This window comes from Streptomyces hiroshimensis (assembly GCF_014650335.1).
Classification (GTDB): domain Bacteria; phylum Actinomycetota; class Actinomycetes; order Streptomycetales; family Streptomycetaceae; genus Streptomyces; species Streptomyces hiroshimensis.
In genome coordinates this window covers 89,688-113,101 of record NZ_BMUT01000008.1, presented here as the reverse complement: position 1 = coordinate 113,101, position 23,414 = coordinate 89,688, and the positions used below count along the sequence as shown (strand labels likewise).

The 23,414-nt window shown below is 73.5% G+C and carries 15 protein-coding genes; 10 read left to right on the top strand and 5 right to left on the bottom strand.

Annotation, left to right across the window (positions count from 1 at the left end; all coding sequences use genetic code 11):
- Positions 1-70: 70 nt before the first annotated feature.
- Positions 71-1,630: a ricin-type beta-trefoil lectin domain protein gene (locus tag IE241_RS19165; RefSeq protein WP_190023015.1), complete on the bottom strand. Its 1,560-nt coding sequence runs from the start codon at positions 1,628-1,630 to the stop codon at positions 71-73.
- Between the two features lie 107 nt (positions 1,631-1,737).
- Between IE241_RS19165 and IE241_RS19160 the strand changes: the two genes are divergently transcribed.
- From IE241_RS19160 to IE241_RS19140, 5 genes are all read left to right on the top strand, one after another.
- Entirely contained in the window at positions 1,738-3,132 is a 1,395-nt protein-coding gene (locus IE241_RS19160) for a class II fumarate hydratase (RefSeq protein WP_190023014.1), read from the top strand.
- Between the two features lie 174 nt (positions 3,133-3,306).
- Positions 3,307-4,029: a cytidylyl-2-hydroxypropylphosphonate hydrolase gene (fomD, locus tag IE241_RS19155; RefSeq protein WP_190023013.1), complete on the top strand. Its 723-nt coding sequence runs from the start codon at positions 3,307-3,309 to the stop codon at positions 4,027-4,029.
- 149 nt (positions 4,030-4,178) lie between these two features.
- Positions 4,179-4,856, top strand: coding sequence for a class I SAM-dependent DNA methyltransferase (locus IE241_RS19150; RefSeq protein WP_190023012.1), 678 nt, complete (start codon positions 4,179-4,181; stop codon positions 4,854-4,856).
- A gap of 958 nt (positions 4,857-5,814) precedes the next feature.
- Entirely contained in the window at positions 5,815-7,785 is a 1,971-nt protein-coding gene (locus tag IE241_RS19145) for an ATP-binding SpoIIE family protein phosphatase (protein WP_229899542.1), read from the top strand.
- Between the two features lie 189 nt (positions 7,786-7,974).
- Positions 7,975-9,438, top strand: coding sequence for a catalase (locus IE241_RS19140; protein WP_190023011.1), 1,464 nt, complete (start codon positions 7,975-7,977; stop codon positions 9,436-9,438).
- A 10-nt stretch (positions 9,439-9,448) separates the two neighbouring features.
- Here the strand turns inward: IE241_RS19140 and IE241_RS19135 are convergent, their stop codons facing one another.
- From IE241_RS19135 to IE241_RS19125, 3 genes are all read right to left on the bottom strand, one after another.
- Positions 9,449-11,719 (bottom strand): serine/threonine-protein kinase, encoded by a 2,271-nt coding sequence (locus tag IE241_RS19135; RefSeq protein ID WP_190023010.1) that lies wholly within the window; start codon positions 11,717-11,719, stop codon positions 9,449-9,451.
- Positions 11,720-11,727: 8 nt separating this feature from the next.
- Positions 11,728-14,637 carry a serine/threonine-protein kinase gene (locus tag IE241_RS34650; protein WP_190023009.1) on the bottom strand — a complete coding sequence of 970 codons (2,910 nt, stop codon included), beginning with the start codon at positions 14,635-14,637 and terminating at the stop codon, positions 11,728-11,730.
- 102 nt (positions 14,638-14,739) lie between these two features.
- Positions 14,740-17,004 carry a transglycosylase domain-containing protein gene (locus tag IE241_RS19125; protein WP_190023008.1) on the bottom strand — a complete coding sequence of 755 codons (2,265 nt, stop codon included), beginning with the start codon at positions 17,002-17,004 and terminating at the stop codon, positions 14,740-14,742.
- 352 nt (positions 17,005-17,356) lie between these two features.
- Here IE241_RS19125 and IE241_RS19120 point away from each other — a divergent pair, with 352 nt between their 5' ends.
- The 3 genes from IE241_RS19120 to IE241_RS19110 are packed head-to-tail and all read left to right on the top strand — an operon-like array spanning position 17,357 to position 21,083.
- Complete coding sequence (locus tag IE241_RS19120) at positions 17,357-17,881, top strand: PadR family transcriptional regulator (protein WP_190023007.1); 525 nt, start codon at positions 17,357-17,359, stop codon at positions 17,879-17,881.
- Positions 17,878-18,573 (top strand): ABC transporter ATP-binding protein, encoded by a 696-nt coding sequence (locus IE241_RS19115; protein ID WP_190023006.1) that lies wholly within the window; start codon positions 17,878-17,880, stop codon positions 18,571-18,573. Before IE241_RS19120 ends, IE241_RS19115 begins: the two co-directional genes overlap by 4 nt.
- A complete protein-coding gene (locus tag IE241_RS19110; RefSeq protein WP_308433720.1) occupies positions 18,573-21,083 on the top strand; it encodes an FtsX-like permease family protein in 2,511 nt (836 codons plus the stop codon). The genes IE241_RS19115 and IE241_RS19110 overlap by 1 nt, the downstream gene beginning before the upstream one ends.
- An 81-nt stretch (positions 21,084-21,164) precedes the next feature.
- Here IE241_RS19110 and IE241_RS19105 read toward each other — a convergent pair whose 3' ends face one another.
- Positions 21,165-22,139, bottom strand: a complete 975-nt coding sequence (locus IE241_RS19105; protein ID WP_190023005.1) for a LysR substrate-binding domain-containing protein — start codon at positions 22,137-22,139, stop codon at positions 21,165-21,167.
- Between the two features lie 135 nt (positions 22,140-22,274).
- Here IE241_RS19105 and IE241_RS19100 point away from each other — a divergent pair, with 135 nt between their 5' ends.
- Together IE241_RS19100 and IE241_RS19095 are read left to right on the top strand one after the other, a co-directional pair.
- Complete coding sequence (locus IE241_RS19100; protein ID WP_190023004.1) at positions 22,275-22,829, top strand: peroxiredoxin; 555 nt, start codon at positions 22,275-22,277, stop codon at positions 22,827-22,829.
- An 11-nt stretch (positions 22,830-22,840) separates the two neighbouring features.
- Positions 22,841-23,380 carry an alkyl hydroperoxide reductase gene (locus tag IE241_RS19095; protein WP_190023003.1) on the top strand — a complete coding sequence of 180 codons (540 nt, stop codon included), beginning with the start codon at positions 22,841-22,843 and terminating at the stop codon, positions 23,378-23,380.
- Positions 23,381-23,414: the final 34 nt, after the last annotated feature.

Here is a 23,414-nt window from a genome sequence, read left to right as displayed (position 1 = left end):
TGCAGGCCGTCTGTGGCTGGTCGCGCAGTTCCCCGCGCCCCTTCAGGGGCGCGGGGAACTGCGCAGAGCGTTATGCGAACCGCTGGTTCGGCGAGCCGTCGCACTTCTGCAGGCGCACCGCATCCTTACCGCCCGCCAGCGTCAGGCACAGCCCGGGCGCGGCCACCGGGCTGAGCCCCTCACCGGAGCGGCTGAACTGCTGGTTGCCACCCCCGTGGCAGTTCCACAGCACCACGGCCGTCCCCGCCGCGTACTTCCCCCCGGGAACGTCCACGCACCGGTCGTGCGAAAGAGCCGTCCGCACCGCCTTGGTGCCGGCGTCGTAGCCCCACTCCTGGTTACGGTTCCCCGTGCAGTCCCATCCCCCGACCGCCGTCCCGTTCCGGCTGCTCGCCCCGTAGGCGTCGACGCACGTCCCCGTGGCCTCGTTCTTCAGCGGCCGGAAGACGTCGTCCCAGGCGCCCTCCCGCAGCACCGGCTTCCCCGTGCTCGCCGGGTCGGCGCAGCCCGCCTCGCGGTAGCCGGCCTGGTAGATCTGACTCAGGCAGGACGCGAAGGCGCCGTGACCCCGGGTGTTGGGGTGGAAGGACTGCCGTACGGAGTTCTCGTTGGGCGGGAAGGGGTTGCTCAGGTCGACGTAGAGGCCGCGCGCCCAGGTGTCCTCCATGCACACCTCGTGCCCGTGGAAGAGGCGCGAGTTGTCGAGGTAGACCGCGCCCGTGTCGCGCGCGGCCTTCCGCATGCCGCGCTCGAAGGCCGGTACGGCGGCGTTGCGGCCCCAGGCGGCGTCGGAGGTGTGGCCGACGCAGCCGCCGGGGAGCTTGCCGGGGAAGGACGGGTTGTCCTCGATGTCGGGGCCTATGGGGCTCGGGTAGCCCATGAGGACGAGCTTGTAGTCGCCGTCGGCGTAGCCGGCGTCCTTCATCACGGTGCGCAGGTCCCGTACGGTCTGCTCGACCTTGGGCACGAGGCCGTCGACGCGGGCCTGCCAGCCGGGGGCGTACTTGGGCTCGCAGGTGCCCTGGAGGGTCAGGTAGCGGGTGACGCAGTCGGTCATGACGGGGCCGAACTGCAGGTCGTCGTTGGCGCCGGCGACCAGCAGGACCATCTTCACGCGGGTGTTGCGGGCCTTGACCGCGAGGCTGTCGCTCTGGACGAGCTCGTCGGCGTACTGCTTGCTGCCGCCGATGCGGATGTTGGCGGTGGAGGCGCCGGAGCAGGCGACGTTGTACGTCACGTCGGCGGGGATCGTGGTGCGGTGGATGGCGGCGTCGGGCGAGCGGTGGCACCAGTTGGAGGGCCCGTTGGTGCCCGGTTCGTAGGTGCCGACGCCCTCGCCGGAGATCTCGCTGTCGCCGAGCGAGAGGAGCGAGGTCTTGCGCTGCTCCAGGGGGCGCTCGGCGGCGTCCCCGTAGAGCCTGACCGCTTCCGCGGCGCGGATCTTCTCCAGTTCGGGCGACAGGGGCGTCGTGGCGGCGGCGCGCGCCGGGGCCGGGGCCGTGGCGGCGGCGGGTGTGTGCGGCGCGGGGGCCGCGTGGGCGGTGGGTCCGGTGACAGCGAGGCCGCCGAGCGCCGCGGTGAACGCGGCGACGGCGGCGAGTGAACAGCGCAGGGTGGGTCTGCGTGTCATGGTGCCTCCCCGATTTCAGTTGTTACCCGCGGTATTTACTAGGCGGTAGTGCTTTTTGGGAACACCGTGAACCGGACAAACGCTTGGTGTGTCAGGAGGTAGTGACGATGACCGATGGTGAGCAGTACCGGATCGAGCACGACTCGATGGGCGAGGTCCGGGTCCCGGCGGAGGCCAAGTGGCGGGCGCAGACCCAGCGCGCGGTGGAGAACTTCCCCATCAGCGGGCAGCGGCTGGAGCGGTCGCACATCGAGGCGCTGGCCCGGATCAAGGCCGCCGCGGCCAAGGTCAACGCCGAGCTGGGCGTGGTGGACAAGGACGTCGCGGAGGCGATCGAGGCCGCGGCCGCCGAGGTCGCCGAGGGCCGCTGGGACGGCCACTTCCCCGTGGACGTCTTCCAGACGGGCTCCGGCACGTCCTCCAACATGAACGCGAACGAGGTCATCGCCACCCTGGCGAGCGAGCGGCTGGGCCGCCCCGTGCACCCCAACGACCATGTGAACGCGTCGCAGAGCTCCAACGACGTCTTCCCGTCCAGCATCCACATCGCGGCGACGGCCGCCGTCACCCGCGACCTGGTCCCCGCGCTCGGGCACCTCGCGGAGTCCCTGGAGCGCAAGGCCGAGGAGTTCGCCGAGGTCGTCAAGTCCGGGCGTACGCACCTGATGGACGCCACCCCGGTGACGCTCGGCCAGGAGTTCGGCGGGTACGCGGCGCAGATCCGCTACGGCGTCGAGCGGCTGCGGTCCTCGCTGCCGCGCCTGGCCGAACTCCCCCTGGGCGGCACGGCCGTGGGCACGGGCATCAACACCCCGCCCGGGTTCTCCGCCGCCGTCATCGCCGAGGTCGCCCGCGCCACGGGGCTGCCGCTGACGGAGGCCCGCGACCACTTCGAGGCGCAGGGCGCGCGCGACGGCCTGGTGGAGACCAGCGGCCAGCTGCGCACCGTCGCCGTCGGCCTCACCAAGATCGCGAACGACCTGCGCTGGATGGGCTCGGGCCCGCGGGCCGGTCTGGCCGAGATCAGTCTGCCGGACCTGCAGCCGGGCTCCTCGATCATGCCGGGCAAGGTCAACCCGGTCATCTGCGAGGCCGTCCTGATGGTGGCCGCCCAGGTCACCGGGAACGACGCGACGGTCGCGGCCGCGGGCGCCGCCGGGAACTTCGAGCTCAACGTGATGCTCCCGGTGATGGCGAAGAACGTCCTGGAGTCGGTGCGGCTGCTCGCCAACGCCTCCCGGCTGCTGGCCGACCGCACGGTCGACGGCATCACGGCCAACGTGGAACGGGCCCGCGAGTACGCCGAGTCCTCCCCGTCGGTCGTCACGCCCCTCAACCGCTACATCGGGTACGAGGAGGCGGCGAAGGTGGCCAAGAAGTCGCTCGCGGAGCGGAAGACGATCCGCGAGGTCGTCCTCGCATCGGGCTATGTCGAGCGGGGGCTGCTGACGCTGGAGCAGCTGGACGAGGCGCTCGACGTGCTGCGCATGACGCGCCCTTAGGGGCCGGTGCCGGGCCGGGCCGATCCGGCTCGATCCGCTCCGGTCCGCTCCGGTCCGCTCCGATCCGGTGGGCGGGGGCGTGCGGCCCCCCTTCTGTTCCTCCGCCCGCCGGTAACCGGCTCCGTGCGTCACACATCACGGCGCACATCCGCCCCCCGCGCCTAGGATCTCCGCATGACAGCGGACGCGGGCACGGACACGGACACGGGCAAGGACACGGGCAAGGCGGACTCCACGAACACGGCCGGCACGCCCTCCTGGGCGCCGGGGGACCGGATCCTCTGGCGCTACCGGGGCAATGCCAGCGACCGCGTCCACATCTGCCGCCCCGTCACCGTCGTGCAGGACACCGCCGACCTGCTCGCGGTCTGGGTCGCACCGGGCACGGCCTGTGTGCGCCCGCTGCTCGCCGACGGCACCCCCGTCCACCAGGAGCCGCTCGCCACCCGCTACACCAAGCCCCGCACCACGGGCGTCTCCCCGTGGTCCGGCACCGGCGTGCTGAAGCTCGCCCGGTCCGGCGAGCCGTGGTCGGTCTGGCTGTTCTGGGACCGCGACTGGCGGTTCAAGAACTGGTACGTGAACCTTGAGGAGCCGCTGACCCGCTGGGCGGGCGGCGTGGACTCCGAGGACCACTTCCTCGACATCGCCGTCTATCCGGACCGCAGCTGGCAGTGGAAGGACGAGGACGAGTTCGCGCAGGCGCAGCAGGCGGGCCTGATGTCCGCGGGGCAGGCCGAGCGGGTGCGGGCCGCAGGGCGGGCCGCGGTCGAGCGGATCGAGTCCTGGGGCGCGCCGTTCGCCTCCGGCTGGGAGGCCTGGCGGCCGGATCCGGCGTGGCCCGTACCGGCCCTTCCGGACGACTGGGACCGTTTCCCGGCCCGGATCCGGGCATGAGGCCTGACAGAAGCCGGCCAACCGCTTGGCGTCGGCCCGCCGGGCAACCGTAGGATCGGCCTCCGCGATACTGCACAGCAGCACGGCACGAGCAGAGCACGGCATGTGACGCTTGTTCACGGAAATAGGTCACAGAGAGGGCGGGCGCCGTGAGCGGTGACGAGAACCAGCGGGACTACGACGGCTACGCCCGTTCGGGGCTGGACCGCAGCGGTCAGGCCGAGGCGTTCGACGCGATAGGCCGCCGCTACGACGAGGCCTTCCCGCACAAGGAGGGCCAGCTCGGCGCGGCCGCCTGGCTCGCGGCCGCCCTGCCGCCCGGCTCCCGCGTCCTCGACGTCGGCTGCGGCACCGGCCTGCCCACCGCCCTGCAACTGGCCGACGCGGGGCATCGCGTCGTGGGCGTCGACCTCTCCGCCGGCATGCTGGAGCTGGCCCGGGAGAACGTCCCCGGGGCCGGCTTCCACCTGGCGGACCTGGCGGACCTGCGGGACGGCCGGCTGGGCGTCTTCGACGGCGTCACCGCGTTCTTCTCGCTGCTGATGCTGCCCCGCACGGAGATCCCGCACGCCCTGCGGATGCTCCACGGGCTGCTGAGACCCGGCGGGTTGCTCGCCCTGTCGATGGTCGAGGCCGACGTGGACGACTACGCGATCCCGTTCCTGGGCAACACGATCCGGGTATCCGGATACCTGCGGGACGAACTGCGCCAGGTCGTGCGCGAAGCGGGTTTCGAAGTCGCCGGGGAGAACTCGCTGGCGTACGCCCCGGCGAGTACGGACGTACCACCCGAGATCCAGCTCTTCCTCAATCTGCGACGCGCCTGACCCACGGTGCACCCGCGCGAGCGGGCGCACGGCCCCGACGGATGGAACCCCACGCGTGACGGAGCACACCGACTCCCACGGAAGCCAGCGGATCGCCGCGGTGCGGCAGGCCGCCGCGCCCGCCGCTGCCTCTGCCCCGGATCCGGAACCGGGTCGTCCACGGCCGGCCCCCGAGCCGGAGGAGGCGGGCCGGCCGAATCCGGGCACGGCCCTGCCCGGCGCCGCGGACGGGCCGGGCGCACAGGGCGTGCCGTCCCAGCGCCGCGACGACTCGCACGCGGGCACGCGCCCGGCCGGGGCCGACCCTTCCCGCGCCCGGACGCGCACGAGCTCCCACCCGGAACCGGGCGATCTCCCCGCGACCGGTGCGCCGGAATCCCCCGCGACCACGACGCCGGGGACGCCCGCACCGGCCACGACGGGCTCCCGTCCCGCCGGCAGCCGGGGCGGCGGCTCCCGGGGTTCCCGGACCACCGGCTCCCGGACCTCCACGTCCCGAACCGGGGGGACCCGGGCCGACGAGCCCGGGACGACCGGCTCCGGGGCGACCGGCTCCGGGGCAGGCGCGTCCCGGGCCACCGGAGCCCCGGCCGACGGCCCCGGGACCACCGGCCCCCGGACCAGCGGGCCCCAGACCGACGGCCTCGGGGGCACCGGCTCCCCGGCCTCCGGGTCCCGGACCGGCGGCCCCCGGACCGACGAATCCGGGACGACCGGCTCGGGGGCGACAGCCTCCGGGGCAGGCGCGTCCCGGACCACCCGGTCCCGGACCACCGGAGCCCCGACCGACGGTCTCGGGGTCACCGGCTCCCGGACCTCCGGGTCCCGGGCCGACGCCCCCGGAACCACCGCAGCCCCCGCCGACGGCCCCGGCGCCGACGGGCCGCGCGCCGCGGGCACCCGGGCCACCGGATCACGGGCCGCCAAGGCCCGTGCCGCCGGTGCGGCCTCCGCCGCGCTGGCTGCCGGGACGGCCGAGCGCGCTCCGGCCGCCGCCACCTCTGACAACGATGCCCGGGAGTCCGCAGCCCCCGGCGCCGGGCGCCCCGCAGGCGCAGGCGCTCCGGCGGGCGCCGCGGACAGCCCGTCTCCGCGGCCGGAGAGCGCCGCCGCGACCGCCGCCGGCACCACCGGCCACCCGCCCGCCGAGCCCGGCAACCACCCGGCCCCGGCCGTGCCGGAGGGCGCCGGCCCGGCCGGCGGGCTCCCCGCCGGCGGCGAGCGTCTGCGCTTCGTGGGCGCCGCCACGCGCCGGATCGCCCGCGGCATCGACCTCGACGAGATCGTGCTCGGCCTGTGCCGGGCCACCGTCCCGACGTTCGCCGACGCCATCCTCGTCTACCTGCGCGACCCGCTGCCGGTCGGCGACGAGCGGCCCGTGGGCCCCGTCGTGCTGCGGCTGCGCCGCACCGACCAGCTGCCCGAGCACGTACGCGGGCTGGGCGAGGGCGACGCCGCGGACCCGCCGGCCGAGCGCCCCGAGCCCGTCCCGGATCTCGCCGGCTGCGCCGCCGAGCGCTGCGAGGTGCGCATAGGGGGGCCGCTCGCGGAGGTGCTGCGGGGTGTCAGACCGGTCTTCGGGGACTCCTCCGCCGCGCGGGCGGCCCTTCCCGAGCTGCTGGGCGACGAGCGGCCGGTCCCGGACCGGCACCGCACGATCCTGGCGCCGCTGCGGGGGCGGCGCCGGGTGATCGGCGCCGCGGTGTTCGTCCGCCGCCCGGACCGGGCCGCGTTCGAGAACGACGACCTCCTGGTGGCCGCGCAGCTGGCGACGCACACCGCCCTGGGCGTGGACAAGGCCGTGCTCTACGGCCGCGAGGTGTACATCGCGGACGAGCTGCAGCGCACGATGCTGCCCGACTCCCTCCCCCAGCCGACCGGCGTCCGCCTCGCCAGCCGCTACCTGCCGGCCGCCGAGACCGCCCGCGTCGGCGGCGACTGGTACGACGCGATCCCGCTGCCGGGCAACCGCGTCGCCCTCGTCGTGGGCGACGTCATGGGCCACTCCATGACCTCCGCCGCGATCATGGGCCAGCTGCGCACGACCGCGCAGACCCTGGCGGGCCTGGACCTGCCCCCGGCCGAGGTGCTGCACCACCTGGACGAGCAGGCCCAGCGCCTCGGCTCGGACCGCATGGCCACGTGCATGTACGCGGTGTACGACCCGGTCGCGCACCGCATCGTGATCGCCAACGCGGGCCACCCGCCGCCCATACTGCTGCACCGCGGCGGCCGCGCGGAGGTCCTGCGCGTCCCGCCGGGCGCGCCGATCGGCGTGGGCGGGGTCGACTTCGAGGCGGTGGAGCTGGACGCGCCCGCCGGGGCGACGCTGCTGCTGTACACCGACGGCCTGGTGGAGTCGCGGATCAGGGACGTCTGGACGGGCATAGAGCAGCTGCGCGAGCGGCTGATCGAGACCGCCCGGCTGACCGGCCCGAACCCGCCGCCGCTGGAGCCCCTGTGCGACGAGGTGCTCGGCATGCTCGGCCCGGGCGACCGGGACGACGGCATCGCCCTGCTCGCCGCCCGCTTCGAGGGCATCGCGCCCAGCGACGTGGCCTACTGGTTCCTCGACCCGCGCCCGCAGACGGCCCGTCAGGCGCGCCGGCTGGCCCGTCGCGCCCTGACCCGCTGGGGCCTGGAGGAGCTCACGGACTCCGTGGAGCTGCTGGTCAGCGAGGTGATCACCAACGCCGTGCGGTACGCCGAGCGGCCGATCACGCTGCGCCTGCTGCGTACGGACGTGCTGCGCTGCGAGGTGGGCGACGACGTGCCGCAGCTGCCGCGGCTGCGCCAGGCCCGGCCCTCGGACGAGGGCGGCCGCGGCCTGTACCTGGTCAACCGGCTGGCCAGGCGGTGGGGGGCGACCCGGCTGAGCACGGGGAAGGTGGTGTGGTTCGAGCTGGCGCTGCCGTCCCACGCCCGGTGAGAGCCGGGAGAGCCGGGAGAGCCGTGAGAGCCGCGCCGGGCCCCGTCGAACACGGATTCACCCGTACGCAGTGAAGTTCTGGACAGAGTCCAGACTCCCGTTGCCGACACGGCGTCGGCGGAGTTCACTGGCGAGGTGGAGGGCGGCACTGCCCGCGCGCCCTCACCACCCCGTACCGGGAGGCGTCCCATGACCGGCTCGGCGCAGCAGAACCCGTACACCACGAACAACGCCGGAATCCCCGTCGAGAGCGACGAGCACTCGCTCACCATCGGCGATTCCGGGCCCATCCTGCTCCAGGACCACTACCTGATCGAGAAGATGGCCCAGTTCAACCGGGAACGGGTCCCCGAGCGCGTGGTCCACGCCAAGGGCGGCGGCGCGTACGGCACCTTCCGCGTGACCAACGACGTCAGCCGGTTCACGAAGGCGGATCTCTTCCAGCCCGGTCGCAACACGCAGATGCTGGCCCGCTTCTCGACGGTCGCGGGCGAGCAGGGGAGCCCCGACACCTGGCGCGACCCGCGCGGCTTCGCCCTGAAGTTCTACACGGACCACGGCAACTACGACCTGGTCGGCAACAACACCCCGGTCTTCTTCGTCCGTGACCCGATCAAGTTCCAGGACTTCATCCGCTCCCAGAAGCGCCGCGCCGACAACGGCCTGCGCGACAACGACATGCAGTGGGACTTCTGGACCCTGTCGCCCGAGTCCGCCCACATGGTCACGTGGCTGATGGGCGACCGCGGCGTCCCGCGCACCTGGCGGCACATGAACGGCTACGGCTCGCACACCTACATGTGGGTCAACCGGGGCGGCGAGAAATTCTGGATCAAGTACCACATCAAGACCGACCAGGGCATCGAGTTCTTCACGCAGGCGGAAGCCGACCGGATGGCGAGCGAGGACACCGACTTCCACCGGCGCGACCTCTTCGACGCGATCAAGGGCGGCAACGCCCCGTCGTGGACGATGTACGTCCAGGTGATGCCGTTCGACGACGCCCCGGACTACCGCTTCAACCCCTTCGACCTCACCAAGGTGTGGCCGCACGGCGACTACCCGCTGATCGAGGTCGGCCGGATGACGCTCGACCGCAACCCCGACGACTTCTTCGTCCACATCGAGCAGGCCGCCTTCGAGCCGTCGAACCTCGTGCCGGGCGTCGGCCCGTCGCCCGACAAGATGCTGCTGGGCCGGCTCTTCTCCTACCCGGACACCCACCGGTACCGCATCGGCCCGAACTACGCCCAGCTGCCGCCCAACCGCCCCCGCTCGGACGTCCGCTCCTACGCCAAGGACGGCCCCATGCGCTTCGAGCCCAACCGCGTGGCCCGCCCCTACGCGCCCAATTCGTACGGCGGCCCCGCCGCCGACACCGGGCGCTTCGGGGACATCGCGGGCTGGCAGGCGGCGGGCGAGATGGTCCGCGAGGCGTACAAGCTGCACCGCGAGGACGACGACTTCGGCCAGGCGGGCACGATGGTCCGCACGGTCCTCGACGACGCCGCCCGCGACCGCCTCGTCTCCAACGTGGCCGGCCACCTGAGCAACGGCGTCAGCAGGCCCGTCCTGGACCGCGCCCTGCAGTACTGGCGCAATGTCGACAAGGAGGTCGGCGACCGCATCGCGACCAAGGTCAACGGCGGCTGAGCGGTCTCCCCTACGGGGCGTAGCCGGAGAGGACGGTGCCCTCCCCGTAGGACAGGAAGACCGTGCCGCCCACGACCAGCGTGTGAGGCACGCCCGCGCGCTCGGAGTACGAGGGCTGACCGAGGTACCGCTTCCGGACTCCCTGCTCCGAGCCGCGGGCGAGCCCGCGGGCGTAGACCCCGTCATCCGTGACGATCAGCGCCTTGTCTCCGGTGAGCAGCGGCCTGCTGCCCCTGTCGTACGCCTCGTCCCACAGCGCCTCGCCGGAGGCCGGGTCGTGAGCCGAGAGCGACCGGTCTCCCTGGACGAGCAGGACGCCGCGCTCGCCGACGGCAGGCGGGGCGGACACCGTGACCTCCGGGGCGATGACACGCCGCGGCTCCAGGGTGCGCGCGTCCAGGACCTTCACGCCGTGGTCACCGTTCAGGGCGCACAGCAGCGCGTCCTTGTAGGCGAGCGCGAAGCCGCACATGACGCCGGGCCGGCGGGCCGCCTCATGGCCGTCGCGGATGTCGAAGGCGTACGTGGTGGTGGTCGACGAAAGGTAGAGCCTGCCGTCGTGCACGAGCAGGGTGCCGCCGAGGTCCCCCGCCGTCGTCTGCCACAGCTGCCGGTGGCCGGCGTCGGCTCGGTGGGCCGTGATGAGGGAGCCGATCTCCTCGCCCTGGCGGAACCAGACGGCGTAGAGGACGCCCCCGGAGAGCTCCATGGCGTTGAGGAAGTGGTCCGACGGCGCCTTCACGGACCACTTCTCGCGTCCGCTGCCGAGGTCGACGGCGGCGATGCCGTCGGGCTGGGGAAGGTAGACGGTGCCGTCGTCGACGGCGGGAGCGGGCAGCGCGGACTGTGTCGTGCCTTCGTGAGCGGGTACGGTCCACAGCTGCTTGCCCGTAGCGGCGTTCAGTGCCGTCGCGCCGCCTTGCCGCCCGCCGCACACCAGGGTCTCCCCGGCGAGGACACAGGCGCCCGCACCCCCGGGCAGCTTGGCGTTCCACGGCGACCACCCGGCAGGCCGGGTGGACCGGTCCCGCGCGGCCCGGCCGAACTCGCCGCTGTGATCGCTGTTGCCGTACGGCAGGACCACGCGTGCGCTCTCGGCCCCCGGGGAGGCGGCGGAGACGGCCTTCGCGCCGGAGTCGCCGGAGTCCTTGCCGTCCGTCCCCCCGGTGAACTGCGGGACGGCCACGGCCGCGCCGATCGCCGCGGCCGCCAGGAAGGCCCCGGCGCCCGCGAGCACGGCCTTACGGCGCGAGCGGCGCGGGGCGGACGGCAGGGGCAGGGGCACGGGCATGCCGGATGCGTGGCCCAGCTGGGTGGGGACGTGCGGGACGACCGGCGGGTGGGCGGGCCGCCGGGGTGCGGCGGGTACGGGCGCGCCCGCGGCGGCCTCGCACCGGCGGGCGGCCTCCTCGTGCTCGGCGAGCAGGGCCCGCACCCCGTCCGGCCAGGCACACGGCGGGCCGGCCAGCCGCGCCATCAGGTCCTGCGGGGTGGGGCGGTCGGCCGGGTCCAGGGCGAGGCAGTCGGTGACGGTCTCGCGCAGACCGTCCGGGAGGGCCGCGAGCGTGGCCGGGTCGGCGTCGGCGCGCGAGATGCGGTAGACGACGGCGGCGAGCTCGTCGTCGTCGAACGGGCCGCGGCCCGTCGCGGCGAAGCAGAGCACGGCGCCGAGGCAGAAGACGTCGGTCGCGGCGACCACCGCGCCGCTGCCCTCCAGGTGCTCGGGCGCCATGAAGCCCGGCGTGCCGACGACGAGGCCCGTCGTGGTCAGGGCGGTGGCGTCGAAGGCCTGGGCGATGCCGAAGTCGATGAGCCGGGGCCCGTCGGCCGAGAGGAGGACGTTACCGGGCTTGAGGTCGCGGTGCAGGACGCGGGCGGCGTGCACGTCCGCCAGGGCCTGCGCGAGACCGGCGCCCAGGGCGCGCACCGCCTCGGCGGGCAGCGGCCCCGTACGGGCGACCGCCTCCGCCAGCGAGGGGCCCGCCACGTACTCGGTGGCGAGCCAGGGCAGGGCGGCCTCGGCGTCGCCGTCCACGAGAGCGGCCGCGTAGGGGCTGCGGACGGCCCGCGCGGAGTCGATCTCCCGGCGGAAGCGGGTCCGGAACTCGGGCGTCAGGTCGAGGTCCTGACGGACCGTCTTGACCGCGACGAGTCCGGCGTCCGCCGGGCCTGTGCCTGTGCGGCGCGCGAGGTAGACCTCGCCCATGCCGCCCGAACCGAGCGTACCCAGCAGACGGTACGGGCCGGCGGTGCGCGGCGGCCCGGTGAGTGGTTCCGGCACGTGTTCCCCTAGTGCGGCAGCTCGACCGAGCGGACGGCGCCCTGGTCGTAGACGATGTGCACGACGCCGCCGACCGGGAGGGCGATGGGGGGCCGTACGGACTTGGCGATGTCGATGCCGTTCTTCTTGTCGTACTCGGGCTCCGGGCGGTCGCCGGGAGCGCCCTCCACGGGGATCGCCCGTCCCTGCCCGGCGTCCAGCGGCGCCTGGACGAGGGCGGTGTTGGTGGCCCACAGCAGCCGGTCGCCGACGATCAGCGGCGCCGACGCCAGGGTCCGGGGGAACGGGGCGTCGGACTTCGGGACCGTGCGGACCAGCTCGGGCGTGCGGCCGGTGCGGTCGACGACGACCACGCGCGAGGCGCTGTCGTCCAGGCCCACGACGACCTTGTCGTTCGCGGCCGTGATGTGCAGGTCGCGACGGGCGGTGCCGTCCGCCATCGGCACGTCCTCGCCTGCGGCGAGGCTCCGGGCGTCGAGCCTGTGCAGCGTCAGGCGACTGCCGTCGCGGTTGCCGGTGTGCTCGCCGCACAGCACCGAGCCGCCCTGGACGAGGATCTCCCCGCAGCCGCGCCCGAAGGGCTCGGTCTCGCCGCGTTCGGCGCCGGTGGCGGCGTCGTAGGCGCTCACGCCGCGCTCGGAGCGGGCGTAGACGACGCCGTCCTTGGCGGCGACCGGCGCGAAGTCCTGCCGGAAGGCGCGGGCGAGCTGGGCGCTGGCGAGGCGCTTGCGCCACAGTTCACGGCCGTCGGAGAGGTCGTAGGCGAGCAGGTCGTAGCCCTGGCCGGTGGTGGAGACGCCCACGAAGGCGCGGCCGTCCACGACGAGGGGCTTGCCCTTGAAGCTCATCGTGCCGGGCGCGGCGCCGAATCGTTTCTCCCAGCGGACCTTGCCGCTCGCGACGTCCCGGGCCTGGATCCGGTCCGCGGCCGCGAGGACGGCCGTTCCGGCGTGCAGCGCGGGAGGCAGGCCGCCGCCGGGGACGATGAACAGGCCGGTCGGGCTGACCGAGGCGGAGGTACCGGTCTCCCAGCCCGCCACCGGGTCGTAGCGCCACAGCTGCTTGCCGTCCTTGGCGCCGACGGCCTCGTAGGAGCCGTCCACGAGCTGGCAGACGACGGCCGTGCTGTCGGCCGCGCAGCCGAGGGGGCCCTTGGACAGGCGGCCGGACCACGCGTGCCAGCCGGCGGGGCGGGCGGTGGCCTGTCCGGGAACGACGCCCGCACGGTCGGGGCCACCGTCTTCGTCGACACCGTCGGTCCCCTCCTGACGGCCCGCGCCTCCGGGCTTGCCGTTCGCGGCGGCCTCCGCCCCGGCACGGTCGTCGTCGCCGCCGGAACGGGTGAACTGGTAGACGCCGAACACGCCTGCAGCCCCGACGACGAACGCCGCGAGCGCGGCGAGCCCGAGCGTGAGGGGGGAACGACCCCGCGGCGGGGCGGCCGTCCGGCCCGGCGCGGGGTGCGCGGCGGCGCCCTGCGCGGGCTGCGGCGCGCCCATGGTCGGCAGGTCATGCACGTACGCCGCCACAGCGGCGACCGGCGGCGGCGTACGCCCCTCAGGCCCGCCCGGCACCGCCGAACCGCTCGCAGCGGGCTGATCACCGTCGCGGCGGATGGAGGTCGCCGAAGCCTCCAACCCAGCAGAGCCCGCCACCTCACCCCCGCCGCCGCGGCGCTCAACCCCAACGGCGCCAACCGGCGGTGCCGCACCGCCCTCAGACCCGCCCGGCACCGCCGAACCGCTCGCAGCGAGCTGAGCGCCGTCGCGGCGGAAGCCGGTTGCCGGCACAGCCGACGGGTCCGCCGGAGCCCCCGGCCACTCCGCCGCGCCCGCCGGACCCGCAGGTCCCGCCACCCCACTCCCGTCGCCGCGGCGCTCAACCCCAACGGCGCCAACCGGCGGTGCCGCACCGCCCTCAGGCCCGCCCGGCACCGCCGAACCGCTCGCAGCGAGCTGAGCGCCGTCGCGGCCGAAAGAAGCCGGCGCCGAAGCCCCCGGCCCGGACGGCCTCGCCGACGTCGCGGCGCTCCGCGCAGCGGACTCCGCTTCCGAGCGGCCCCGGGCGATCCGTTCCCGTACCGGGGCCGGCCAGTCGAAATCGCCCGTGTGCGGGGCGCCGAAGCGTTCCATCAGGGCCTGCGTCCCCGGGCGGGCCGCCGGATCCACGTGCAGGCAGTCCGCAAGGACGTCCCGCAGGGGCTCGGGTACGGACGACAGGTCCGTCTTCGCCTGCGAGACGCGGTGGAGGACCGCGGCGAGCGGCCCGTCGCCGAAGGGGTTCTCGCCGGTCGCGGCGTAACACAGCACGGAGGCGAGGCAGAAGACGTCGGAGGCGGCGACGACGTGCCGGCCGCCGGCCAGGTGCTCCGGGGACATGAAGCCGGGCGTGCCGACCATCAGCCCGGTGCCGGTCAGCGTCGTGGCGTCGGGGGCGCGGGCGACGCCGAAGTCGATGAGGCGGGGGCCGTCGGCGGCCAGCAGGACGTTGCCGGGCTTGAGGTCGCGGTGGAGCGCGGGCGCGGCGTGGACGGCGTGGAGGGCCCGTACGAGGTGGGCGCCCAGGGCCTGGACAGTCGCGGCGGGGAGGGGCCCGGCGAGGCGTACGGCTTCGGCGAGCGTGGGGCCGGGCACGTACTCGGTGGCGAGCCACGGCGGGTCGGCGTCGGCGTCGCCGCCGGTCAGCCGGGCGACGTGGGGGCTGTCGACGGAGCGGGCGACGGCGATCTCGCGCCGGAACCGGGCGCGGAAGCCGGGTTCGCCGGCGAGGGCGGCGCGGACGGTCTTGAGGGCGACGGTGCCCTCGGGGCCGCGGGCGAGGTGGACCTCGCCCATGCCGCCGGAGCCGAGCCGGGCGAGGAGCTCGTAGGGTCCGATCCGCGGCGGCGTCGTCTCCCGCAGCGGTTCCAGCACGGCCATGCTTCGAGTCCCCCCGGACAACTCAGGTACCGAGGTACCAGAAACCCCGGCCGCTCACCCTACACAGAGGGTGAGCGGCCGGGGCGCGGGGCTGACGGTTCCTCAGTCGCGGATCGGTGCGCGGCTGCCGTTGGGCTGGAGCCCGCCGCCGCCGGTGGACGGCGGGAGGCTCGGCGGCTTGCTGCTCGGGGTGACCGGCGGGACCGGCGGCCGCGAGGACGGGGGCGGCGACGACGGCTCGCGGGACGGGGGCCGCGAGGCCGAAGGCGACGGCGACTGCGAGGGCCGCGAGGGCGACGGCGACGGGCTGTGCGAGGCGGGCGCCGAGGGGGTGGCCGAGGCGGGCGGGCCGGGAATCGCCGGGACCGTCGTGCTCATGTTCGTCTCGAGGTCGAACTCCTCGGCGTCCGAACCCTGGAGCGCGTTGGCTGTGTAGGCCGCCCAGATCCTGGCCGGGTACGTACCACCGTTGACGCGGCCGTTGCCGCCGGTGCCCTTGAGGGTGACCTGCTTGCCGCCCTCGCCCTCGCCGAACAGGCCGATCGCGGTGACCAGGTCGGGGGTGTAGCCGGTGAACCAGGCGGACTTGTTGTCGTCGGAGGTGCCGGTCTTGCCCGCGACCTGGCGGCCGACGCTCTGCACGACGGAGGCCGTACCGTCGTCGACCACGCCCTTGAGGACGGTGGTGACGCCGTCGGCGGTGTTCCGCGAGATGGCGTCGCCGCCGATCGGGTTGTCGAGCGAGAGCTCCTTGCCGTTCTGGGAGGCCGACTTGATGATCGAGGGCGTGACCTTCTTGCCGTGGTGGGCGAGGGTCGCGTAGACGCCGGCCATGTGCAGCGGGCTGTTGCCCATGGAGCCCAGCGACATGGCGGGCTTCTCCACGAAGTCGCGGACCTTGCCGTTCATGCCCATGTCGACGGCGGTCTTCTTGACGTCCTCCAGGCCGACGTCGATGGCCATCTGCGCGAAGACGGAGTTGACCGAGTCGTTCATGGCCTTCTGCACGGGGATCAGGCCGTGCGAGTAGCCGTCCTCGTTCTCCGGGGCGAAGTGCTCGCTCGTGCCGGTGACGGGACGCTCGGAGGTCGAGTCGTACAGCGTGCCGGCGTTGATGCGCACCTTGTCCTGGGTGGTGGACTTGTTCTCCAGCGCCGAGGCGAAGATCAGCGGCTTGAAGGTCGAGGCGACCTGGTAGTCCTCGCGGGTGGCGTTGTTCGTCCAGTGCTGGAGGGCGTCGGTGCCGCCGTAGAGGGCGACGACCTTGCCGGTCTTGGGATCGACGGAGGCGGCGCCGACCTGGACGTTCTTGTCGACCGCGCGGGCCTTGGGGTCGAGGTCGTCGAGGAGCTTGTCCTTGACGGCCTTCTCCAGGGCCTTCTGCTTCTTGTTGTCGACGCTGAGGGTGATCGTCCAGCCACCGGCGTCGAGGTCGCTCTCGGGACGGCCGTCCTTGACCAGCTTCTTGCGCATCTCGGCCTTGGCGGCCTCGATCAGATAGCCGTTCTGGCCGGTGAGGCCCTTGGCGGCCGGCGGCTTGCCGGGCTCCTTGAACTGCATGGTGGCGCGCTTGTCCTTGTCGAGCCACTTCTGCTCGACCATCTTGTCCAGGACGTAGTTCCAGCGAGCCTTGGCGTTCTCCTTGCCCGCGGGGGTGGCCACCGTCCAGTCGTACTGGCTGGGGGCCTGCAGCAGCGCGGCGAGGTAGGCGCCTTCCTCAAGGCTGAGCTTGTCGACGTCCTTGTTGTAGTACGCGCGGGAGGCGGCCTGGATGCCGTAGGCGCCGCGGCCGTAGAAGCTGGTGTTCAGGTAGCCCGCGAGGATCTCGTCCTTGGACGTCTCCTTCTGCACCTTGAGGGAGATGACCAGTTCCTTCACCTTGCGGGTGACGGTCTGGCGCTGGTCCAGGTAGTAGTTCTTGACGTACTGCTGGGTGATGGTGGAGCCGCCCTGCTTGCCGCGACCCATCACGGTGTTGAGGATGCCGCGCGCGGTGCCCGCGATGTCGACGCCGGGGTCCGTGTAGAAGTTCTTGTTCTCGGCGGCGACGACGGCGTGCTGCACGTCGATCGGGATCTTGTTGAGATCGACCTCTTGACGGTTGACGTCACCGCTGCGGGCGATGATCTTGCCGTCGGCGTCCTTGAAGACGTTGCTCTGCAGCTTGGCCTGACTGTTGCCCTTGGGGATGTCCACATAGAGGTAGAGCGCCACGCAGGCCCCCGCCCCGAGAGCGATGAGCACCACGAAGTAGGCGAGCAGCTTCTTCCAGGTGAAGAAGCGGCGTATGCCGGACTTCTTGGGCTTCTTCTTGCCCTTTGCTGTGCGGGTGCTTTTCTGCGCCCGTCGCGCTTCCGCTCGGCCCATCTCTCCCGTAGCTCCAGTCTTTCCGCCCCCAACCCAGCTCATGAAGCTAACACCGCAACTGTCACCAAACGCCCATTGATCAAGGCTTTGGGGCACGTGACATACAGCACCCCGGCTGGCGGGAACCGGGCGCGGCGCAGTGCGGGAAACCGTACAGGGCTCCGATTCCGGATCCGATCCGGCAGCCCTGACGGCGGCCCGAACGGCGGCCTGAACGGCGGGCGCGGGGCGGGTTGTCGGGGCCGGCGGGCGTCGAGCGCAGGGGCCGCCCACCGGCCATTCACCGGTCATTCATGGGCGATTTTCAGCCACCTATACATCATGTGTATACACGCGATGTACAGTCCCTCGCATGTCAATCGGACACACCCTGCTCGCGCTCCTGGAGTCCGGACCGCGCCACGGCTACGACCTCAAGCGCGCCTTCGACGCCCGCTTCGGCCACGACCGCCCGCTCCACTACGGGCAGGTCTACGCGACCATGTCGCGGCTGCTGAAGAACGGCCTGGTGGAGGTGGACGGGGTCGAGCAGGGCGACGGCCCCGAGCGCAAGCGCTACGCGATCACCGACGCGGGCGTCACGGACGTGGCGCACTGGCTCGCCCAGCCCGAGAAGCCCGAGCCCTACCTCCAGTCCGTCCTCTACACCAAGGTCGTCGTCGCCCTGCTGACCGGCCGGGACGCCGACGGCCTGCTGGACGCCCAGCGCGCCGAGCACCTGCGGCTGATGCGTGAGCTCACCCGGCGCAAGACCGGCGGCGATCTCGCCGACCAGCTGATCTGCGACCATGCCCTCTTCCACCTGGAAGCCGACCTGCGCTGGCTGGAAATGACCGCCGCCCGGCTCGACCAGCTCGCCACGGCGGTGCGCTCATGACGCCGGCGCCGTCGGGCTCCCTGCTCGCCGCGACCGGCCTGCGCAAGGCCTACGGGCCGACGACCGCACTGGACGGCGCGGACTTCTCCGTCCACCCGGGCGAGATCGTCGCCGTCATGGGCCCCTCGGGTTCCGGCAAGTCGACCCTGCTGCACTGCCTGGCCGGAATCATTCGCCCGGACGCCGGCAGCGTCCGCTACGGCGCGCGGAAGCTCTCGGAGCTCTCCGACGCCGAGCGCAGCGCCCTGCGGCGCGGCGAGTTCGGCTTCGTGTTCCAGTTCGGGCAGCTCGTCCCGGAGCTGACGTGCGTGGAGAACGTGGCGCTGCCGCTGCGGCTGGGCGGCGTGCGGCGCAAGGAGGCCGAGCAGCAGGCCATGCGGTGGCTGGAGCGGCTGGAGGTCGCCGGCGTGCGCGGCAAGCGGCCCGGGGAGGTCTCCGGCGGCCAGGGTCAGCGCGTCGCGGTCGCGCGCGCCCTGGTCACGACCCCGCGCGTGATCTTCGCGGACGAACCGACGGGCGCGCTGGACTCCCTCAACGGCGAGCGCGTCATGGAACTGCTGACCGAGGCCGCCCGCGACACCCGCGCCGCCGTCGTCCTGGTCACCCACGAGGCGCGCGTCGCCGCGTACTCCGACCGCGAGGTCGTCGTACGCGACGGACGGGCGCGCGACATGGCGGGGGCGAGGCTGTAGTGACCGCACACAACGACGGCACAGGCAACGACAGCACAGGCAACAACGGCGCAGGCAACGACGGCACGCGTAGCGACGGCAGCGGGCGCGAGGGCAGGGCCCCGCGCCCCGGCCACGGCCCGGCGGACCGGCCCGCCGGGCCGTCCGGCCCCGCCGCCTGGCTCCGCGACCTGCTCATGGGCGCGCGCTTCACCGCGACCGGCGGCCGCGAGGGCCTGGTGCGCGCCGCCCTCACCGCACTGGCCGTAGGCCTGGGCGTGGCCGTCCTGGCGATCGCCGCGTCCGTGCCGCAGCTGCTGGACGCGCGCGACCAGCGCACCACGTCCCGCAGCGTGTTCCCGGCGGGGGCGGACATCCCGCCGGACGACCAGCCGCGCAAGGGCGCGGGAACGCTCCTCTACCAGCACGCCGCCACGGACTTCCGCGACCGGCTGGTCGACGGCGCGATCCTGCGCCCCGAGGGTCCCGGGGCGCCGGTGCCGCCCGGCGTGGCCGCGCTCCCCGGCCCCGGCGAGATGGTCGTCTCCCCCGCCCTCGGCCGGCTCCTCGCCTCCGACGAGGGCAAGCTGCTGAGCGAGCGGTTCCGTCACCGGACCGTGGGCACCATCGGCGACGCGGGGCTCATAGGCCCCGACGAGCTCTTCTTCTACCTGGGCAGCGACCGGATCACGCAGGGCGGCGGCGTCGTCCGCATCGACGGCTTCGGCAGCAGCCAGGACGGGCCCGTGGATCCGCGCATCGTCGTCCTGGCGGCCATGGTGTGCGTCGTGCTGCTGCTGCCGGTCGCGGTCCTCATCGGCACGGCCGTCCGCTTCGGCGGCGAGGGGCGCGAGCGCCGGCTCGCGGCGCTGCGGCTCGTCGGCGCCGGCATCGCGTCCACGCGGCGGATCGCGGCCGGCGAGGCGCTGTGCGGCGCCCTGCTCGGCCTGCTGGCCGGGGCGGGGATCTTCCTCTTCGTCCGCGGCTTCGCCCCGCACGTCGTGATCCGCGACGTCGGCGTCTTCCCCGCGGACGTCACCCCGGCCCCCGTCCTGGCCGCGCTGATCGCCGTCGCCGTGCCCGCCCTGGCCGTCGCCGTGACGCTGTTCGCGCTGCGCGGCGTCGCGGCCGAACCGCTGGGGGCCGTCCGCGAGGCCCCGGTACGGCGCCGGCGACTGTGGTGGCGGCTGCTGATCCCGGCCGCGGGCCTGGCCCTGCTGGCGCCCGGCGTGCTGCAGACGCGCGGCGCCCTGGTCTTCGGCCCCGCCTTCGCCGGCTCCGGGCAGACGGTCCTGGCGGCCGCCGGTGCCGCGCTGCTGCTCACCGGCATCGCCACGCTCCTGCCGTGGCTGGTCCAGGTGTGCGTGGCCCGGCTGCGGGGCGGGCCTCCGGCCTGGCAGCTGGCCACGCGGCGGCTGCAGGCGAACAGCGGCCCGGCCGCGCGGGCGGTCGCCGGCATCACCGTGGCGGTGGCCGGGGCCGTCGCCGTGCAGATGATGGTCTCCGGCATGCGGGGCGGCTACGAGGGGCCGCCGGGGACGGTCGCGAGCCATTCCCAGCTGCAGGCCCAGTACCGCCCGGGCACACCGGACGAACTCCGTGCGCACACCGAGGCATTCCGGGCCACGCCGGGCGTCCGCGACGCCGTGGCCTTCGTCGAGCAGTACGCCGAAAGCGGCAAGGGCCCGGGGCGCAAGGTCACCACGGTGCACGTCGCCGGCTGCGCGACCCTGAGCCGCCTGGCGAAGCTGGACTCCTGCCGCGACGGCGACGTGTTCGTGGCGCAGGAGAAGGGCGGCGACGTGAACACGGCCAAGTGGTTCCCGCCCGGCACCGAGCTGGTGATGGACGGCTTCGAGGAGGCGAAGGCCCAGGGCGTGCCCGCCTACCGGTGGACGGTGCCGCGCACCGCGCGCGTCGTGGAGACCCGCACCGCCCCCGCCGGGGAGGACACGTACGGCATCCTGGCCACGCCGTCGGCCATCGACGCCCGGGCGATCCCGGACGCGCGCACCACCGTGCTGGCGCGGGTCGACCCCGCCGACCGCGACGACGCCATCGAGCGGTTCCGCAACACCGCCGCAGCCATCGACCCCGGCATGCGGGTGTGGCGCAGGGGCGGCGTCGTGAAGGAGGACCACTTCGCGGCCGTCGAGGAGGGGCTGACGACCGGTGGGGTCGGTGTCCTCGTCCTCGTCGGGCTGAGCCTCCTCGTCGCCACGGTGGAGCAGCTGCGCGGGCGGAGGCGGGCGCTGTCCGTGCTGGTCGCCTGCGGGACGAACCGGTCGACGCTCGCCTGGTCGGTGCTGTGGCAGACGGCGATCCCCGTCGTCCTGGGGCTCGCCCTGGCGACGGCGGGCGGCCTCGGGCTGGGCCGGCTGATGCTGGCGCTGGTCGGCGAGCCGGTACGGGACTGGTCCGCCTTCGTCCCGCTGGTCGGCGCCGGTGCGGCCGTGATCGTCGCGGTGACGCTGCTGGCGCTGCCCACCCTGTGGCGCCTGACACGGCCGGAGAGCATGCGGACGGAGTGACGGGCGCGGGCGACCGGGGGCGGGCGACCGCGACGTACGGGCCGGCCGCCCCCGGTCATCCGCCGAGGCCCGTTCGGGCGGTCACCCGCTCACGATCCGGACGGGCAGCTTCCGCATCGCGGTCCGCAGCGCCGCCGCGAACTGCTCGAACTCCCCCTGCCGCGCCGCCCCGGTGCGCATCGCCAGGGCGATCCTGCGCGAGGGCACCGGGTCGGCGAAGTGCCCGGTGGCGAGCTGTTCGTTGCGCTCGGTCTCGACACGCAGGGCCGTGCGCGGCAGCAGGGTGACGCCCATGCCGCCGCCGACCAGCTGGACGAGCGTGGACAGGCCCGCCGCGCTGGTGGTCACCGCCGCGCCGGTCGTCCGGCCGGCCTCGCGGCAGATGTCCAGCGCCTGGTCGCGCAGGCAGTGGCCCTCGTCGAGGAGGAGCAGCTCCAGCTCGCGCAGGGCCTCGCGCGGGATGTCGCCACGCTCGGCCAGCCAGTGGTCCCGCGGGGTGACCAGGACGAAGTCCTCGTCGAAGAGGGGGATTTCGGTGACGCCGGGCGCGCCGAGCGGCACGGCGAGCAGCAGCAGGTCCAGCCGGCCCTGGGTGAGCCCGTCGAGCAGCGAGGACGTCTGCTCCTCGTGGACCTGCAGATCGAGGTCGGGGTAGCAGTCGTGGACCAGGCGCAGGACCGTGGGCAGGAGGTAGGGCGCGACGGTCGGGATCACCCCGAGGCGCAGGACGCCGGTGAAGGGCGCGCGGGCGGCGTCGGCCTCCTCCATCAGGGCGGCGACGGCGTCGAGGACCGTGCGGGCCCGGGCGGCCAGCCGCTCCCCCGCGGGACTGAGCAGCACCTTTCTCGTCGTACGCTCGAGGAGCTGGACGTCGAGGATGTCCTCCAGCGCGGAGACGGCGCCCGAGAGCGCGGGCTGGCTCATCCCGAGAGCGGTGGCGGCGTCACGGAAGTGCAGGTGCTCCGCGACGGCGACGAAGGCCCGCAGCTGGGCGAGGCTGGGCTGGCGGGGACGGCTGCCCCCCGGGCTGGTGGCTACTGCCGGTGCGGATGACATTTGATAGGCACCTCCGATCAACATCACCCAGTCTAGCTATTTCCGTTATCAATGACTCCTGTGGCAGGGTTGCTCATGTCCAACCCCGAAGGAAACTCCTGTCACGGAGCTTCCTGCTCGCTGCAAGGAGAGCGCGTGCTCACTGTTGGTGACAAGTTCCCCGAGTTCGACCTGACCGCTTGTGTGGACCTCGACGCGGACAAGGCTTTCGCGCAGATCGACAACAAGACCCACGAGGGCAAGTGGAAGGTCGTCTTCTTCTGGCCCAAGGACTTCACCTTCGTCTGCCCGACCGAGATCGCCGCGTTCGGCCAGCTGAACGACGAGTTCGCCGACCGTGACGCCCAGATCCTCGGCGTCTCCGGCGACTCCGAGTTCGTCCACCACGCCTGGCGCAAGGACCACAAGGACCTGCGCGACCTGCCCTTCCCGATGCTGGCCGACGCCAAGCACGAGCTGATGCAGGCCTGCGGCGTCGAGGGCGAGGACGGCTACGCCCAGCGCGCCGTCTTCATCGTGGACCCGAACAACGAGATCCAGTTCGTCATGGTGACCGCCGGCTCCGTCGGCCGTAACCCCAAGGAGGTCCTGCGGGTCCTCGACGCCCTGCAGACGGACGAGCTGTGCCCCTGCAACTGGACCAAGGGCGAGGAGACGCTCGACGCCGTCAAGCTCCTCTCCGGCGAGTGAGCTGATCTCTCATGGCGCTCGATGAGCTGAAGTCCGCAGTACCGGACTACGCCAAGGACCTGAAGCTGAACCTCGGCTCGGTCATCGGCAACTCCGACCTGCCGCAGCAGCAGCTGTGGGGCACCGTCCTCTCCTGCGCGATCGCGACCCGCTCGCCGATCGTGCTCCGCGAGCTGGAGCCGGTGGCCAAGGCCAACCTGTCGCCCGAGGCGTACACGGCCGCCAAGTCGGCCGCCGCCATCATGGCGATGAACAACGTCTACTACCGCACCCGGCACCTGCTGTCGGACCCGGAGTACGGCAACCTGCGCGCGGGTCTGCGGATGAACGTCATCGGCAACCCGGGCGTGGAGAAGGTCGACTTCGAGCTGTGGTCGCTGGCCGTCTCGGCCATCAACGGCTGCGGCCTGTGCCTCGACTCGCACGAGCAGGTCCTCCGCAAGGCGGGCGTCTCGCGCGAGACGATCCAGGAAGCGTTCAAGATCGCGGCGGTCCTGCAGGCCGTCGGCGCCACCCTGGACGCCGAGCAGGTCCTGGCGGACAACGCCTGATCCGCACATCGCATACGAGTGGGCCCCGGACGAC

What these genes read in the sequence shown, in the direction of transcription:
- IE241_RS19165 (WP_190023015.1), bottom strand. Translation starts at nt 1,630, where the DNA reads ATGACACGCAGACCCACCCTGCGCTGTTCACTCGCCGCCGTCGCCGCG.
- IE241_RS19160 (WP_190023014.1), top strand. Translation starts at nt 1,738, where the DNA reads ATGACCGATGGTGAGCAGTACCGGATCGAGCACGACTCGATGGGCGAG.
- fomD (WP_190023013.1), top strand. Translation starts at nt 3,307, where the DNA reads ATGACAGCGGACGCGGGCACGGACACGGACACGGGCAAGGACACGGGC.
- IE241_RS19140 (WP_190023011.1), top strand. Translation starts at nt 7,975, where the DNA reads ATGACCGGCTCGGCGCAGCAGAACCCGTACACCACGAACAACGCCGGA.
- IE241_RS34650 (WP_190023009.1), bottom strand. Translation starts at nt 14,637, where the DNA reads ATGGCCGTGCTGGAACCGCTGCGGGAGACGACGCCGCCGCGGATCGGA.
- IE241_RS19125 (WP_190023008.1), bottom strand. Translation starts at nt 17,004, where the DNA reads ATGGGCCGAGCGGAAGCGCGACGGGCGCAGAAAAGCACCCGCACAGCA.
- IE241_RS19120 (WP_190023007.1), top strand. Translation starts at nt 17,357, where the DNA reads ATGTCAATCGGACACACCCTGCTCGCGCTCCTGGAGTCCGGACCGCGC.
- IE241_RS19115 (WP_190023006.1), top strand. Translation starts at nt 17,878, where the DNA reads ATGACGCCGGCGCCGTCGGGCTCCCTGCTCGCCGCGACCGGCCTGCGC.
- IE241_RS19105 (WP_190023005.1), bottom strand. Translation starts at nt 22,139, where the DNA reads ATGTCATCCGCACCGGCAGTAGCCACCAGCCCGGGGGGCAGCCGTCCC.
- IE241_RS19095 (WP_190023003.1), top strand. Translation starts at nt 22,841, where the DNA reads ATGGCGCTCGATGAGCTGAAGTCCGCAGTACCGGACTACGCCAAGGAC.